Source organism: Thermomonas sp. XSG (genome assembly GCF_014678725.1).
GTDB lineage: Bacteria > Pseudomonadota > Gammaproteobacteria > Xanthomonadales > Xanthomonadaceae > Thermomonas.
In genome coordinates this window covers 831,482-845,824 of sequence record NZ_CP061497.1, presented here as the reverse complement: position 1 = coordinate 845,824, position 14,343 = coordinate 831,482, and the positions used below count along the sequence as shown (strand labels likewise).

Genomic DNA, 14,343 nt, shown 5'->3' with positions numbered 1-14,343 from the left:
CATGTCCCGAGTTGCCAAGAAGCCCGTCGTCCTCGCAAAGGGCGTCGAAGTCAGCGTCCAGCCGGAATCCATCAGCGTGAAGGGCCCGAAGGGCACCCTCAGCATCGCCAAGCCGGCCGGCGTCGAAGTCAAGATCGAAGACGGCCAAGCGCTGCTCTCGGCCAGCGATGCCTCGCTGGTGCCGATGGCTGGCACCCTGCGTGCGATCGTCGCCAACATGGTGCACGGCGTCAGCGCCGGCTTCGAGCGCAAGCTCGAGCTGGTCGGCGTCGGTTATCGCGCCGCCATGCAGGGCCAGGACCTGAACCTGTCGCTGGGTTTTTCCCACCCCGTGCTGTTCGCGCCGCCGGCTGGCATCACCATCACCACGCCGACCCAGACCGAGATCCTGGTCTCGGGCGCCGACAAGCAGCTGGTGGGTGAAGTTGCCGCCAAGATCCGTGGTTACCGCCCGCCGGAGCCCTACAAGGGCAAGGGCGTGAAGTATTCCGACGAGACCATCATCCGCAAGGAAGCCAAGAAGGCGTAATCGCGCCTTCAGCTTTCGGAGAAGAAGACCATGGAAAAGAAGATCGCTCGCCTGCGTCGCGCCAAGTCGACCCGCGCCCACATCCGCGAACTCGGCGTGCCGCGCCTGTCGGTGCTGCGCACCGGCCAGCACCTGTACGCCCAGGTGTTCACCCACGATGGCGCCAAAGTGCTGGCTTCGGCCTCCACCGTGCAGGCCGACGTGATGGCTGGCCTGAAGAACGGCAAGAACGCCGAGGCCGCCGCGAAGGTGGGCCAGATGATCGCCGAGCGCGCCAAGGCCGCCGGCATCGAGCGCGTCGCCTTCGATCGCTCGGGCTACCGCTACCACGGTCGCATCAAGGCGCTGGCCGATGCCGCGCGCGAAGGCGGCCTGCAGTTCTAAGGGCTTGAGGGCGAGGGGCTCCGGTCCCTTGCCTTGGCCTGCTGCCGATGCGGCCAGCATCGGACGCCATCGCCGGTTGCGGCGCTGGTGGGACACCCGCAGTACTTCACAACCATAAGCGGCAAAGCCGCAAATTCCCTCAACAATCGAGACATCGAAATGGCAGAACAGCGCGAATCCCGCGGCCGCGATCGCGGTCCCCGCGAGGAAAAAGTCGATGACGGCATGATCGAGAAGCTGATCGCCGTCAATCGCGTCAGCAAGACCGTCAAGGGTGGCCGTCAGTTCACCTTCACCGCGCTGACCGTGGTGGGTGATGGCGCCGGCAAGGTTGGCTTCGGCTATGGCAAGGCGCGCGAAGTGCCGGTCGCCATCCAGAAGTCGATGGAGCAGGCCCGCAAGGGCATGAGCTCGGTCGATCTCAATGGCGGCACCCTGTTCCATCAGGTCAAGGCCGGTCACGGCGCTGCCCGCGTGTTCATGCAGCCCGCGTCCGAAGGTACCGGCGTGATCGCCGGCGGCGCGATGCGCGCCGTGCTGGAAGCGGTCGGCGTCAAGAACGTGCTGGCCAAGGCGGTCGGCTCCCGCAATCCGATCAACCTTGTGCGCGCCACGATCAAGGGCCTGGAGTCGATGCACTCTCCGGCCAAGATCGCGGCCAAGCGTGGCAAGAAGGTGGAGGATCTGGTCAATGGCTAACGACAAGACCATCAAGGTCCGCCTGGTCAAGGGCCTGCGCGGCACCCAGTCGCGCCACCGCCTGTCGGTCAAGGCGCTCGGCCTCGGCAAGCTCAACAGCGTCCGCGAACTCAAGGACAGCCCGCAGGTTCGTGGCCTGATCAACAAGGTCCACTACCTTGTGAAGGTGGAGGAGTAATCACATGAAGCTCAACACGCTCAAGCCCGCAGACGGCGCCCGCAAGGAGCGCACCCGGGTCGGTCGCGGCATCGGTTCCGGCCTCGGCAAGACCGCCGGCCGCGGTCACAAGGGTTCGTTCGCGCGTTCCGGCAAGGGCAAGATCAAGGCCGGTTTCGAAGGCGGCCAGATCCCGATGCAGCGCCGCCTGCCGAAGATCGGCTTCCGCTCGAAGATGGCCAAGGACTGCGCCGAAGTGCTGCTGTACAAGCTGGACATGCTGCCGGCCGGCGAGATCGATTTCGCCGCACTGCGCACCGCCAAGCTGGTCCCCAGCACCGCCAAGCGCGCCAAGGTCGTCGCCAAGGGCGAAGTGACCAAGGCCTTCGTGCTCAAGGGCATCGCTGCGACCGCCGGCGCCAAGGCCGCGATCGAAGCGGCCGGCGGCAAGCTGGCGGAGTAAGAACGGCATGTCGCGCAGTGCGGGAGCATTGGCAGGCCTGATGGGCGCGGGCAAGTTCACCGAACTTCGCTCGCGCCTCCTGTTCGTCATCGGTGCGCTGATCGTCTATCGCATCGGCTGCTACATTCCGGTGCCGGGCGTCAACCCGGAGGCGATGCTCCAGCTGATGGACTCGCAGAAGGGCACCGTGGTGGACATGTTCAACATGTTCTCCGGCGGTGCGCTTGCGCGTTTCAGCCTGTTCGCGCTGAACGTGATGCCTTACATCTCCGCGTCGATCGTGATGCAGCTGATGGTGCAGATCCTCCCCAGCCTGAAGGCGCTGCAGAAGGAGGGCGAGTCGGGGCGCCGCAAGATCACCCAGTACTCCCGCGTCGGTTCGGTGTTCCTGGCGGTGTTCCAGGCTGCCGGCATCGCCATCGCGCTGCAGGGGCAGGGTGCCAGCGGCGGCGTGCCCGTGGTCTACAACCCGGGCCTCGGCTTCGTGGTGACCGCGGTGGTTTCGCTGACGGCCGGCACGGTGTTCCTGATGTGGCTGGGCGAGCAGGTCACCGAGCGCGGCATCGGCAACGGCGTCTCCCTGATCATCTTCGCCGGCATCGTGGCCGGCCTGCCCGGCGCGGTGCTCAACACCCTGCAGCAGGCCAACAGCGGCGACATGCAGTGGATCACCGTGTTCTTCATCCTCGCGATCGTGCTGGGGGTGACCTGGTTCGTGGTGTTCATGGAGAGCGGCCAGCGCCGCATCACCGTGAACTATGCGCGCCGCCAAGGGGCCCGCGGTGGCTACCAGAATCAGAGCTCGTTCCTCCCGCTCAAGCTCAACATGTCGGGCGTGATCCCGCCGATCTTCGCATCGTCGATCATCATGTTCCCGGCCACCGCATCGACCTGGTTCGGCCAGTCGGGCAGCTCCGCGACGGTGTGGCTGCAGAAGGTGAGCCAGATGCTTTCGCCCGGCGAGCCGCTGCACATGATCCTGCTCGCCGCGCTGATCATCGGTTTCGCGTTCTTCTATACGGCGCTGGTGTTCAACTCGCAGGAAACCGCGGACAACCTCAAGAAGTCCGGCGCGCTGATTCCGGGCATCCGCCCGGGCAAGGCGACGGGCGAGTACATCGACGGCGTGCTGACCCGCCTGACCGCCGCCGGCTCGCTGTACCTGGTGCTGGTTTGCCTGTTGCCGGAAGTGATGCGCACCGAGATGGGCGCCTCGTTCTACTTCGGCGGCACCTCGCTGCTGATCGTGGTGGTGGTGGTGATGGACTTCATCGCGCAGATCCAGGCGCACCTGATGTCGCACCAGTACGAGAGCCTGCTGAAGAAGGCCAACCTCAAGGGGCGTGGCGCCCGCTAAGCGGGGCCGCGCAGCCGTCCCCGCATCCGTTGCGGGGCAAGTGACAACCGCCGGTTCGACGAACGCGCGAACCGGCAAATGGGCGACCCGCGCGACGATCCCGCGTGCGGGTGGCTCCGGACCGATCCGCGCGCCAGAGTAGCGCGCGGGCAGGCCGGGTCCGCAAGGGCCGGGCGCTGCCAGTCCGGGGCCATCGCCGGAGCATGGGCACACTCCCCATGCCGGGCCAGGGCTTGCCTTGGCTTCCTGACAAGTCGGGATTGGGTTACAATTTCACGTTTCCCACGTCGAATCTCTCGGTTCGGCGTCATTTCGTTTATCGGAGATCGCCTTATGGCGCGTATTGCAGGCGTCAACCTGCCTGCCCAGAAGCACGTCTGGGTCGGGCTGCAAAGCATCTACGGCATTGGCCGTACCCGTTCCAAGCAGGTCTGTGAATCGGCTGGCGTGAGCACGTCGACCAAGATCCGCGACCTGTCCGAGCCGGAAGTCGAGCGCCTGCGCGCCGAAGTCGGCAAGTTCATCGTCGAGGGCGACCTGCGCCGCGAAGTCGGCATGGCCATCAAGCGTCTGATGGACCTGGGCTGCTACCGCGGCCTGCGCCACCGTCGCGGCCTGCCGCTGCGTGGCCAGCGCACCCGCACCAATGCGCGCACCCGCAAGGGCCCGCGCAAGGCCATCAGGAAGTAAGGAACAGACATCATGGCCAAGCCGGCAGCAACCAAGACCAAGAAGAAGATCAAGCGCGTCGTCACCGATGGCATCGCGCACGTCCACGCTTCTTTCAACAACACGATCGTCACCATCACCGACCGCCAGGGCAACGCCCTGAGCTGGGCGACTTCGGGCGGCGCGGGTTTCCGCGGTTCCCGCAAGTCCACCCCGTTTGCCGCGCAGGTTGCCGCCGAAAAGGCCGGCAAGGCAGCGCTGGACTACGGAGTGAAGGCGCTGGAAGTGCGCATCAAGGGCCCGGGTCCGGGCCGCGAATCCGCCGTTCGTTCGCTGAACAACGTCGGGTACAAGATCCTCAACATCATCGACGTGACGCCTATCCCGCACAACGGGTGCCGTCCGCCGAAGAAGCGTCGCGTCTGACGCGCGGGAGCACTAGAACATGGCTCGTTATATCGGTCCCACCTGTAAGCTCGCCCGTCGCGAAGGCGCTGACCTGTCGCTGAAGTCGCCGGCCCGCGCGCTCGATTCCAAGTGCAAGCTGGAGCAGAAGCCCGGCCAGCACGGCGCCACCGCCCGCAAGGGCAAGCTGTCCGACTACGCCACCCAGCTGCGCGAGAAGCAGAAGGTCAAGCGCATCTACGGCCTGCTGGAGCGCCAGTTCCGCAACTACTACAAGAAGGCCGCCACCAAGAAGGGCAACACCGGCGAGAACCTGCTTCAGCTGCTGGAAACCCGTCTGGACAACGTCGTCTATCGCATGGGCTTCGCGGTCACCCGTCCGGCCGCCCGCCAGCTGGTGAGCCACCGCGGCGTCACCGTCAACGGCAAGCCCGTTAACCTGCCGTCGTATGCCGTCAAGGCCGGCGACGCGATCGCGCTGTCCGAGAAGGCCCAGAAACAGCTGCGCGTCAAGGAGTCCCTGACCCTGGCCGAGCAGATGAACCTGTCGCCCTCGTGGGTCGAAGTGGATTCGAACAAGTTCGCCGGCGTGTTCAAGGCCGTGCCGGACCGGGCCGACCTGCCCAGCGACATCAACGAAGCGCTGATCGTCGAGCTGTACTCGAAGTAAGCCATTGCCACCGGCCTGCGCCCCCCGGCGCAGGCCAGCAGGAGACACCACGAATGACGGTTACCGCCACCCAAGTCCTGCGTCCGCGCGGACCGCAGATCGAGCGCATCACCGACAACCGCGCCAAGGTCGTGATCGAGCCGCTGGAGCGCGGCTACGGCCACACCCTCGGCAATGCGTTGCGTCGCGTGCTGCTGTCCTCGATCCCCGGCTTCGCGATCACCGAAGTCGAGATCGATGGCGTGCTGCATGAGTACACCACGGTCGAAGGCCTGCAGGAGGACGTGCTCGAAGTCCTGTTGAACCTCAAGGACGTCGCCATCCGCATGCACAGCGGCGACACCGACACCCTGGAGCTGAAGAAGCAGGGCCCGGGCGTCGTCACCGCCGGCGACATCAAGACCAGCCATAACGTCGAGGTGCTGAACCCCGACCACGTGGTCGCCAACCTGACCAAGGACGTGGCGCTGAACATGCGCCTCACCATCAGCCGCGGTTTCGGCTACCAGCCGGCTGCCGCGCGCCGTCGTCCGGACGAGGAAACCCGCACGATCGGCCGGCTGATGCTGGACGCGTCGTTCTCGCCGGTCCGTCGCGTCGCCTACGCGGTGGAAGCCGCGCGCGTCGAGCAGCGCACCGACCTGGACAAGCTGGTGCTGGACATCGAGACCAACGGCACCATCGATGCCGAGGAAGCCGTCCGGACCGCCGCCGACATCCTCACCGACCAGCTGTCGGTGTTCGGTGATTTCACCCACCGCGACCGCGGCGCCAAGCCGCAGGCCAGCACCGGCGTCGACCCGCTGCTGCTGCGTCCGATCGACGACCTCGAGCTGACCGTGCGTTCGGCCAACTGCCTCAAGGCCGAGAGCATCTACTACATCGGCGACCTGATCCAGAAGACCGAAGTGGAGCTGCTCAAGACCCCCAACCTCGGCAAGAAGTCGCTCACCGAGATCAAGGAAGTGCTGGCCCAGAAGGGCCTGTCGCTGGGCATGAAGCTGGAGAACTGGCCGCCGGCCGGGGTCGCTGCCCACGGCATGATGGGCTAAGTCGCCGCAGCCGCGAGTTGCCCAAGCGGCAGTTCGCGCGGCGACAAGCGCCCGGACGCCAAGCGCGAGGGTCGGGGGCAATCGCGGTGCGAGCCGCGGCCCCGGCCTCTCGCACTGGCCCCATCGGAATCCGCACCACCTGCAACACCGCCGACGGGGCACACCCCGCGGCGTTCCGGTCCAAGGAACGGATCGGCAGGACCAACCGCAGTCCGCAGCGTCAACGCCTGGATGGCGACAGAGAAGTCCAACAGATTTAATCTTCCACCTTCTTAGGAATCCAACGCCATGCGTCACCAGAAATCCGGCCGCAAGTTCAACCGCACCAGCGCCCACCGCGGCGCGATGTTCTCCAACATGGCGGCCTCCCTGATCAAGAACGAAATCATCCGCACCACCCTGCCGAAGGCCAAGGAGCTGCGTCGCGTTGCCGAGCCGCTGATCACCCTGGCCAAGACCGACGGCGTGGCCAACCGCCGCCTGGCGTTCTCGCGCCTGCGCGACAAGGAAGCGGTGGGCACCCTGTTCACCGTGCTGGGCCCGCGCTACGCGCAGCGCCCGGGTGGTTACCTGCGCATCCTGAAGTGCGGCTTCCGCGCCGGCGACAACGCGCCGATGGCTTACGTCGAGCTGGTGGACCGCCCGCAGGCCGCCGACTAACGGGTAATCCCGCTACAGCGCTGCGATGAAAAGCCCCGGCAATGCCGGGGTTTTTCGTTTTCGGGCCGGCTGCGCCATAATCGAAAGGATTCCTCGAAGGCGCGCGCATGAATCCGTTCCGCTGGTCTTTCCGCCAACAGTTCCTGTTCGGTTTCGTCATCTGCGCGGCGCTGCTGGGTTATGCGTTCTACGTGCAGTTCCAGCTGGGCATCCAGCCTTGCCCATTCTGCATCTTCCAGCGCATCTGTTTCGCCGCGCTGGGGCTGGTGTTCCTGCTGGGGGCGCTGCACGCGCCGCGCGCGCCGGGCGCCCGCAAGGTGTGGGGCGTGCTGGCGTTCGTCGCGGCTGCCGCCGGCATGGGCTACGCGGGTCGTCACAGCTGGGTACAACTGAATCCGCCCGAGCTGCCCAGCTGCGGGCCTGGCCTGAATTTCATCGTCGAGCAGCACTCCTGGCTGGGCGCGGCACGCAAGGTGCTGCAGGCAACCGGTGACTGCAGCAACATCGACTGGCAGTTCCTCGGCCTGTCGATGCCGATGTGGGCGCTGTTGTGGTTCGTCGTGCTGGGCTTCGGGGCGCTGTATGCCGGATTCCTGCGTCGCCATGCCCATCGGTTCCGCAGGTAACGGTTGCGATCACGGTTCCGGGGCGTGATGATGCAATGCAGCAGATCCCGGTTCCGTCCCGATGTCGACCCATCCCGCAATCGCCTTTCCTCCCGCTGCAGCACCCTCGGCCGACTGGTCGCCTTCGAGCTGGCGCGCCAAGCCCGCGCTGCAGATGCCGACCTATCCCGACGCCGAGGCGCTGGCGGCCACCCGCGATGAGCTGCGGGCGCTGCCACCGCTGGTGACGTCACGTGAGATCCTGGCGCTCAAGCAGCAGCTGGCCGAGGCACAGGAAGGCAGGCGGTTCCTGCTGCAGGGCGGCGATTGTGCCGAGACCTTCGCCGAGTGCAGTTCCGACGTCATCTCCAACCGGCTCAAGGTGCTGCTGCAGATGAGCCTGGTGCTGGTGCACGGACTGAAGCTGCCGGTGGTGCGGGTGGGGCGGTTCGCCGGCCAGTATGCCAAGCCGCGCTCGGCCGACACCGAGACGCGCGACGGCGTGACCCTGCCGAGCTACCGCGGCGACATCGTCAATGGCCCGGAGTTCGAGCCGCAGGCGCGTATCCCCGATCCGCGGCGGATGGTGAAGGCGCACGCGCGTTCGGCGATGACGATGAACTTCGTGCGTTCGCTGATCGATGGCGGATTCGCCGACCTGCACCACCCGGAATACTGGGGACTGGGCTGGGTCAGCCAGTCGCCCCACGCGGCCGACTACCAGAAGATGGTGGCGGGGATCGGCGATGCGGTGCGCTTCATGGAGACGCTGGCCGGGCGGCGCATGCAGAGCCTCAACCGGGTGGACTTCTACACCTCCCACGAAGCGCTGCTGCTGCACTACGAGGAGTCGCAGACCCGGCAGGTGCCGCGCGCCGACGGCTGGTTCAACCTGAGCACGCATTTCCCGTGGATCGGCATGCGTACCGCCGCTCTGGACGGCGCGCACGTGGAGTATTTCCGCGGCATCCGCAACCCGGTGGCGGTCAAGGTGGGGCCGTCGGTCACGCCCGACCAGCTGCTGCGGGTGATCGACGCGCTGAACCCGGACGACGAGCCGGGCCGGTTGGGCCTGATCCACCGCATGGGTGCCGGGCAGATCGCCGACAAGCTGCCGGCGCTGCTGGACGCGGTACAGCGCGAGGGCCGGCGGGTGCTGTGGATCTGCGACGCCATGCACGGCAACACCGAGTCCACCAGCAACGGCTACAAGACCCGCCGCTTCGCCAACATCCGCAGTGAGATCGAGCAGGCCTTCGACCTGCATGCGGCGGCGGGCACGCACCTGGGGGGCGTGCATCTGGAGATGACTGGCGAGAACGTCACCGAGTGCTTGGGCGGCGCGCGCGACCTCACCGAGATGGACCTGCAGCGGGATTACCGCAGTACCGTGGACCCGCGCCTCAACTACGAGCAGGCGCTGGAGATCGCGATGCTGATCGTGCGAAAGCGTGGGGCGATCGGGGAATAAGAGACGTGCCACCGGGCCGCTCCGCAAGGGGCGGAGCGAGCTCCGGCAGGGCGAGGGCTACGGCGAGGCAGTAGTGATGGTCGGCAGGAAGCGCGGGGGCTTGCGCGCCTTGCTGGCCTGCTCGAACGCGTAGCCCAGTTCGATCAGCCTGGGTTCGCTCCAGGCAGTGCCCATGAACACGATGCCGACCGGCAGGCCGTGCACCTCGCCCATCGGGACGGTCAGGCTGGGATAGCGAGCCACTGCGGAGGCGCCGTAGCCGGCGCCAAGGAAATGGTCGCCGTTGACCGGGTCGATCGGCCACGCCGGCGACATCGCCGGTGCCACCAGCGCGTCGAGGCCATGCTTCTTCAGCGCCGCATCGATGCCTTCCGGGCCGGCTAAGCGGCGCGCCTTGTCGCGTGCGTCGAGATAGGCCTTGTCGCTCAGCGGCCCCTTGGCGTTGGCCTGCTCGAAGATCTCCTGGGCGAAGAACGGCATTTCGCCCGCGGCATTCTGGTTGTTGAAGGCGATCAGCGCGTCCAGCGAGCTGTGCGGCGCGCCGCTGCGGGCCAGATAGGCGTTGAGGCCGTCCTTGAACTCGTACAGCAGCACTTCGTACTCGGCCGCATCCCATTGCCCCAGGGTGGGGATCTCGGCATCCACCACGGTGGCGCCGGCCGCCTGCATCGCGGAAATGGCGCGTTCCATCGCCGCGTCGGTATCCGGGTGGTAACCCATGAGCTTGCGCACCACGCCGATCCGCGCGCCCTTCAGCGCATCCGCCTTGAGGTGGGCCGCGTAGTCGACAGCTACTGCCTGCGGGCGCTCGCTGCTGGCCGCGTCGTTGGGGTCGGCCGCAGCGATCGCGGTGAGCAGTGCTGCGGCGTCGGCGACGCTGCGGGTCATCGGTCCGGCGGTGTCCTGCGAGGCGGAGATCGGGATGATGCCGCTGCGGCTGACCAGCCCAACCGTGGGCTTGAGGCCGACCAGCCCGGCCACCGCCGAGGGACAGATGATGCTGCCGTCGGTTTCGGTGCCGATGGCGGCGGCGGCGAGGTTGGCGGCGATCGCGGTGCCGCTGCCGGCACTGGAGCCGCAGGGATTACGGTCGAGCACGTAGGGGTTGCGGGTCTGGCCGCCGCGGCCGCTCCAGCCGGAGGTGGAGCGGGTCGAGCGGAAGTTGGCCCATTCCGACAGGTTGGTCTTGCCCAGGATCACCGCGCCGGCTTGGCGCAGCTTCGCGACCAGGAAGGCGTCGGACTTCGGCCGGTGTTCCGCCAGCGCCAGCGAGCCCGCGGAATTCACCATCGGGGTGGCGTCGATATTGTCCTTCAGCAGCACCGGGATGCCGTGCAGCGGTCCGCGCAGTTTGCCGGCCTTGCGCTCGGCATCCAGCGCGTCGGCTTCCTTGAGTGCATCCGGGTTGAGTTCGATCACCGAATTGAGCGTGGGGCCGGCCTTGTCGATGGCGGCGATGCGGTCGAGATAGGCCCGGGTCAACGCGTGGCTGGTCACCGCGCCATCGGCCATCCGGCGCTGCAGGTCGGCGATGCCCGCCTCCTCGAAAGCGAACGCCGACGCGCCCGAAGCGGGCTTGGCCGCGTCCTTCGTGGGGGGTTGCGGGGCAGGCTGGCAGGCGCCGAGCAGGGCGGCGAGGGCGAGGGCAAGCGGCAGGTGGCGCATCGGCGGGACTCCCGGGAGGATGCGCAAGCATCGCCCGCCCCGGCGCTGTGGGCAATCCGCCTCAGCGGCGCCGCTTGAACAGGTCGCGCGCCAGGACCCAGACCACCACCAGATTGATCACCACGGCCGCTGCTTCCAGCCAGTGGCGATGCAGGGCGAAGGCATACAGGTCGAACGGCAGGTACAGCGCGGCGGACAGGCCCAGCCATGACGCCCAGGCCTTGGCGCGCCAGAGCCCCCACGCCTCGGCAAGGCGCACCGCGCCGTACAGCACGGCAACCGCCGCGGCCAGGTGCACGGCATCGGGATTGAGCGCATGCGCCAGCCAAGCCGGGCTGCCGTGCGCGGGATCCAGATGCAGCAGCGCCAGCAGCGCATCCAGTGCGCGCTGCAGCGGCGCCGGGCCCAGCCACTCCATCCCGGTGGCTGCCAGCAGCGCCAGCACGCCTTTGGCCGCTTCGAACAGCGCCACAGCATGCAGGCCACGATGCGCTTCGGCAGCGCTGGCGCGCGGGCCGGCGCTCATGCGTCGCCCCGGCCGGCCAGCGGCCACGAAGCAAGGGCGTCGTAGCCGCCGGGAACAGTCTGCAGCAGATCGATCCTCCCGACCTGCAACGGGGTGTTGGCGTCGAGGCCGGCCAACGCCGGCGGCGTGGCGCCCCGAGGCAGGTAGGCGAGGGTGATGTGCGCGGTCTGCGCGCGCTCCTTCATGAAGCCGCTGCCTTGCGCATCGGCTTCCAGTTGTTTCAGCAGCGCCTTCAGTGCAGGTGAAGCGTCGATCTTCGCCACCAGCACGCGCGCATGCGGCCAGTACTGGGCGCCGGTGATCGAGGCGTCGGCCGGCGCGATTGCGGCCGCGAATCCGGCCATCGCCGATTCGACGCGTGCGCGCTGCGCTTCGTCGATGCGCTCGCCGAGGTAGCGCAGGGTCATGTGCCACTGCGCCGGCCTGCGCCAGTCGTGGCGCGGTGCGTCGGCAGGCAACGCCGCCTCCACCCGCAGGCGGAGGTCGGCAAGCGCGGCCTGCGTGGCCGCATCCGGCAGCCAGCCCAGGAAGACGCTCATGCGGCAGGCCGCGGGTTACGCCGCGCGGCTGGCCCGCTTGCGGTCGCTCTCGGTCAGCAGCTTCTTGCGCAGGCGGATTTCCTTCGGCGTGATCTCGACCAGCTCGTCGTCGTCGATGAAGTCCAGCGCCTGTTCCAGCGAGAACTTGGTGGCCGGGGTCAGCTGGATCGCGTCGTCCTTGCCGGAGGCGCGCATGTTGGTCAGCGGCTTGGTCTTGATGACGTTGACGGTGAGGTCGTTGTCCTTGCTGTGGATGCCGACCAGCTGGCCTTCATAGACCTGGTCGCCCTCGGCGGCGAACAGCTTGCCGCGTTCCTGCAGCGGGCCCAGCGAATAGGCGGGGGTCGGGCCGGCGGCATTGGCGATCATCACGCCGTTGAGGCGCTTGGCGATGGCGCCGGTTTCCTTCGGGCCGTAGTGGTCGAACACGTGGAACAGCAGGCCCGAGCCCTGGGTCAGGGTCTTGAACTCGTTCTGGAAGCCGATCAGGCCGCGCGCCGGGATCATGTAGTCCAGGCGCACGCGGCCCTTGCCGTCGGATTCCATGTTCTTCAGCTGGCCCTTGCGGGTGCCCAGCTTCTCCATCACGCCGCCCTGGTGGATTTCCTCGACGTCGACGACGAGCTGCTCGATCGGCTCCATCAGCTGGCCGTCGATTTCCTTGATGATGACCTCGGGGCGCGACACCGCCAGTTCGTAGCCCTCGCGGCGCATGTTCTCGATCAGCACCGACAGATGCAGCTCGCCGCGGCCGGAGACCAGGAACTTGTCGGCGTCCTCCAGCTGCTCGACCTTCAGCGCCACGTTGTGCACGGTCTCGCGCTCCAGCCGGTCCTTGAGCTGGCGGCTGGTCAGGAACTTGCCGCCGGACAGTTCCTTGTGGCCGGCGAACGGCGAGTTGTTGACCTGGAAGGTCATCGAGATGGTGGGCTCGTCCACGGTCAGCGCCGGCAGCGCTTCGGGCATGTCGACCGAGCACACGGTGTCGGAGATGGACAGCTCGGAAATGCCGGAGATGGCGACGATGTCGCCGGCCTCCGCGCTGTCCTGCTCGATCCGCTCCAGGCCCATGAAGCCCAGCACCTGCAGCACCTTGCCCTGGCGCTTCTTGCCCTCGCGGTCGATCACGGTGACCGGCATGTTCTTCTTCAGGGTGCCGCGCTGGATGCGGCCAATGCCGATGACGCCGACGAAATTGTTGTAGTCCAGCTGCGAGATGCGCATCTGGAACGGGCCTTCGGCTTCCACTTCCGGGGCCGGCACGTACTTCATGATCGCCTCGTAAAGCGGGGTCATGTCGCCGCTGCGCACGGTGTCTTCCATGCCGGCATAGCCATTCAGGCCGGAAGCATAGACGATCGGGAAGTCGAGCTGTTCGTTGGTGGCGCCGAGCTTGTCGAACAGGTCGAACACCTGGTCGATCACCCAGTCCGGGCGCGCGCCGGGACGGTCGACCTTGTTGACCACCACGATCGGCTTGAAGCCCATCGCGAACGCCTTCTGGGTGACGAAGCGGGTCTGCGGCATCGGGCCGTCCATCGCGTCGACCAGGATCAGCACGGAATCCACCATCGACAGCACGCGCTCGACTTCGCCGCCGAAGTCGGCGTGGCCGGGGGTGTCGACGATGTTGATGCGGTTGCCCTGCCAGGTGATGGCGGTGTTCTTGGCCAGGATGGTGATGCCGCGCTCCTTTTCCTGGTCGTTGCTGTCCATCACGCGTTCGGCCAGCACCGTGCGCTCGTTGAGGGTGCCGGACTGCTTCAGCAGGCAATCGACGAGGGTGGTCTTGCCATGGTCGACGTGGGCGACGATGGCGATGTTGCGGAGGCGTTCGACGGACATTCGGAAGGGCTCGTGGAAACCGCACCCGGGTACCGTCTACGAGACGGCAGGGCGCGGAAATGACGGATGGGAAGCCGGCTATTATATAGGGTTCATATGCCCGTCCGGGCATCCGGAGATGAACAGAATGAGCCTGATCGCCAATTTCGACACCGACCGCGGCCTGATCAAGGTCGAGCTTGCCGCCGACAAGGCCCCGCTGACGGTGGCCAATTTCGTCAACCTGGCCAAGCGCGGCTTCTACGACGGGCTGAATTTCCACCGCGTGATCGCCGATTTCATGATCCAGGGCGGCTGCCCCGAAGGCTCCGGCCGCGGCGGCCCGGGCTACCGCTTCGAGGACGAGGCCAACAACGGCCTTGGCCATGAGCGGGGCGTCCTGTCGATGGCCAACGCCGGCCCCAACACCAACGGCAGCCAGTTCTTCATCACCCACGTGCCCTGCGGCTGGCTGGACGGCAAGCACACCGTGTTCGGCAAGGTCATCGAAGGGATCGAGGTGGTCGATGCCGTCCAGCAGGGCGACGTCATCAAGTCGGTGAAGATCGAGGGTGACGCCGATGCCGCGCTGGCCGCCAAGGCCGACCGCGTGGCGGAGTGGAACAGGATCCTGGCCGCCTGACGGCCTGTGGATTGCGGCGTGGCGG

At 67.0% G+C, this 14,343-nt stretch carries 18 protein-coding genes; 14 read left to right on the top strand and 4 right to left on the bottom strand.

The features are described 5' to 3' along the window. Position 1 precedes the first annotated feature (1 nt). From rplF to ICG51_RS03910, 13 genes are all read left to right on the top strand, one after another. Positions 2 to 529, top strand: a complete 528-nt coding sequence (rplF, locus tag ICG51_RS03970) for a 50S ribosomal protein L6 (protein WP_190281748.1) — start codon at positions 2 to 4, stop codon at positions 527 to 529. A 30-nt stretch (positions 530 to 559) separates the two neighbouring features. Then, entirely contained in the window at positions 560 to 913 is a 354-nt protein-coding gene (gene rplR, locus ICG51_RS03965) for a 50S ribosomal protein L18 (RefSeq protein WP_190281747.1), read from the top strand. Positions 914 to 1,072: 159 nt separating this feature from the next. Further along, complete coding sequence (rpsE, locus tag ICG51_RS03960) at positions 1,073 to 1,612, top strand: 30S ribosomal protein S5 (protein ID WP_190281746.1); 540 nt, start codon at positions 1,073 to 1,075, stop codon at positions 1,610 to 1,612. Further along, positions 1,605 to 1,790: a 50S ribosomal protein L30 gene (gene rpmD, locus ICG51_RS03955; RefSeq protein ID WP_028839568.1), complete on the top strand. Its 186-nt coding sequence runs from the start codon at positions 1,605 to 1,607 to the stop codon at positions 1,788 to 1,790. Before rpsE ends, rpmD begins: the two co-directional genes overlap by 8 nt. Before the next feature lie 4 nt (positions 1,791 to 1,794). Continuing rightward, entirely contained in the window at positions 1,795 to 2,232 is a 438-nt protein-coding gene (rplO, locus tag ICG51_RS03950; protein ID WP_190281745.1) for a 50S ribosomal protein L15, read from the top strand. A 7-nt stretch (positions 2,233 to 2,239) separates the two neighbouring features. Next, entirely contained in the window at positions 2,240 to 3,589 is a 1,350-nt protein-coding gene (gene secY / locus ICG51_RS03945) for a preprotein translocase subunit SecY (protein ID WP_190281744.1), read from the top strand. 333 nt (positions 3,590 to 3,922) lie between these two features. Next, positions 3,923 to 4,279, top strand: a complete 357-nt coding sequence (gene rpsM / locus ICG51_RS03940; RefSeq protein ID WP_190281743.1) for a 30S ribosomal protein S13 — start codon at positions 3,923 to 3,925, stop codon at positions 4,277 to 4,279. Positions 4,280 to 4,291: 12 nt separating this feature from the next. Beyond that, positions 4,292 to 4,684 carry a 30S ribosomal protein S11 gene (gene rpsK / locus ICG51_RS03935; protein ID WP_190281742.1) on the top strand — a complete coding sequence of 131 codons (393 nt, stop codon included), beginning with the start codon at positions 4,292 to 4,294 and terminating at the stop codon, positions 4,682 to 4,684. Positions 4,685 to 4,703: 19 nt separating this feature from the next. Next, the gene (rpsD, locus tag ICG51_RS03930) at positions 4,704 to 5,333 is read left to right on the top strand and encodes a 30S ribosomal protein S4 (protein ID WP_028839573.1); all 630 of its coding nucleotides are present in this window, start codon (positions 4,704 to 4,706) and stop codon (positions 5,331 to 5,333) included. Between the two features lie 53 nt (positions 5,334 to 5,386). Further along, positions 5,387 to 6,385, top strand: coding sequence for a DNA-directed RNA polymerase subunit alpha (gene rpoA / locus ICG51_RS03925; RefSeq protein ID WP_190281741.1), 999 nt, complete (start codon positions 5,387 to 5,389; stop codon positions 6,383 to 6,385). A 288-nt stretch (positions 6,386 to 6,673) separates the two neighbouring features. After that, a complete protein-coding gene (gene rplQ, locus ICG51_RS03920) occupies positions 6,674 to 7,045 on the top strand; it encodes a 50S ribosomal protein L17 (protein ID WP_190281740.1) in 372 nt (123 codons plus the stop codon). A 107-nt stretch (positions 7,046 to 7,152) separates the two neighbouring features. Next, positions 7,153 to 7,671, top strand: coding sequence for a disulfide bond formation protein B (locus tag ICG51_RS03915; RefSeq protein ID WP_190281739.1), 519 nt, complete (start codon positions 7,153 to 7,155; stop codon positions 7,669 to 7,671). 61 nt (positions 7,672 to 7,732) lie between these two features. Then, positions 7,733 to 9,121 carry a 3-deoxy-7-phosphoheptulonate synthase class II gene (locus tag ICG51_RS03910; RefSeq protein ID WP_190281738.1) on the top strand — a complete coding sequence of 463 codons (1,389 nt, stop codon included), beginning with the start codon at positions 7,733 to 7,735 and terminating at the stop codon, positions 9,119 to 9,121. A gap of 57 nt (positions 9,122 to 9,178) precedes the next feature. On the opposite strand, the gene ICG51_RS03905 is transcribed toward ICG51_RS03910, so the two are convergent. From ICG51_RS03905 to typA, 4 genes are all read right to left on the bottom strand, one after another. Next, positions 9,179 to 10,786, bottom strand: a complete 1,608-nt coding sequence (locus ICG51_RS03905) for an amidase (protein WP_190281737.1) — start codon at positions 10,784 to 10,786, stop codon at positions 9,179 to 9,181. Between the two features lie 61 nt (positions 10,787 to 10,847). Beyond that, positions 10,848 to 11,312, bottom strand: coding sequence for a DUF2127 domain-containing protein (locus ICG51_RS03900; protein WP_190281736.1), 465 nt, complete (start codon positions 11,310 to 11,312; stop codon positions 10,848 to 10,850). Continuing rightward, a complete protein-coding gene (locus ICG51_RS03895; protein ID WP_190281735.1) occupies positions 11,309 to 11,851 on the bottom strand; it encodes a 2'-5' RNA ligase family protein in 543 nt (180 codons plus the stop codon). The genes ICG51_RS03900 and ICG51_RS03895 overlap by 4 nt, the downstream gene beginning before the upstream one ends. 15 nt (positions 11,852 to 11,866) lie before the next feature. Further along, positions 11,867 to 13,696: a translational GTPase TypA gene (gene typA / locus ICG51_RS03890; protein WP_190281734.1), complete on the bottom strand. Its 1,830-nt coding sequence runs from the start codon at positions 13,694 to 13,696 to the stop codon at positions 11,867 to 11,869. Between the two features lie 127 nt (positions 13,697 to 13,823). Between typA and ICG51_RS03885 the strand changes: the two genes are divergently transcribed. Next, positions 13,824 to 14,318, top strand: a complete 495-nt coding sequence (locus tag ICG51_RS03885) for a peptidylprolyl isomerase (protein WP_190281733.1) — start codon at positions 13,824 to 13,826, stop codon at positions 14,316 to 14,318. Positions 14,319 to 14,343 lie beyond the last annotated feature (25 nt).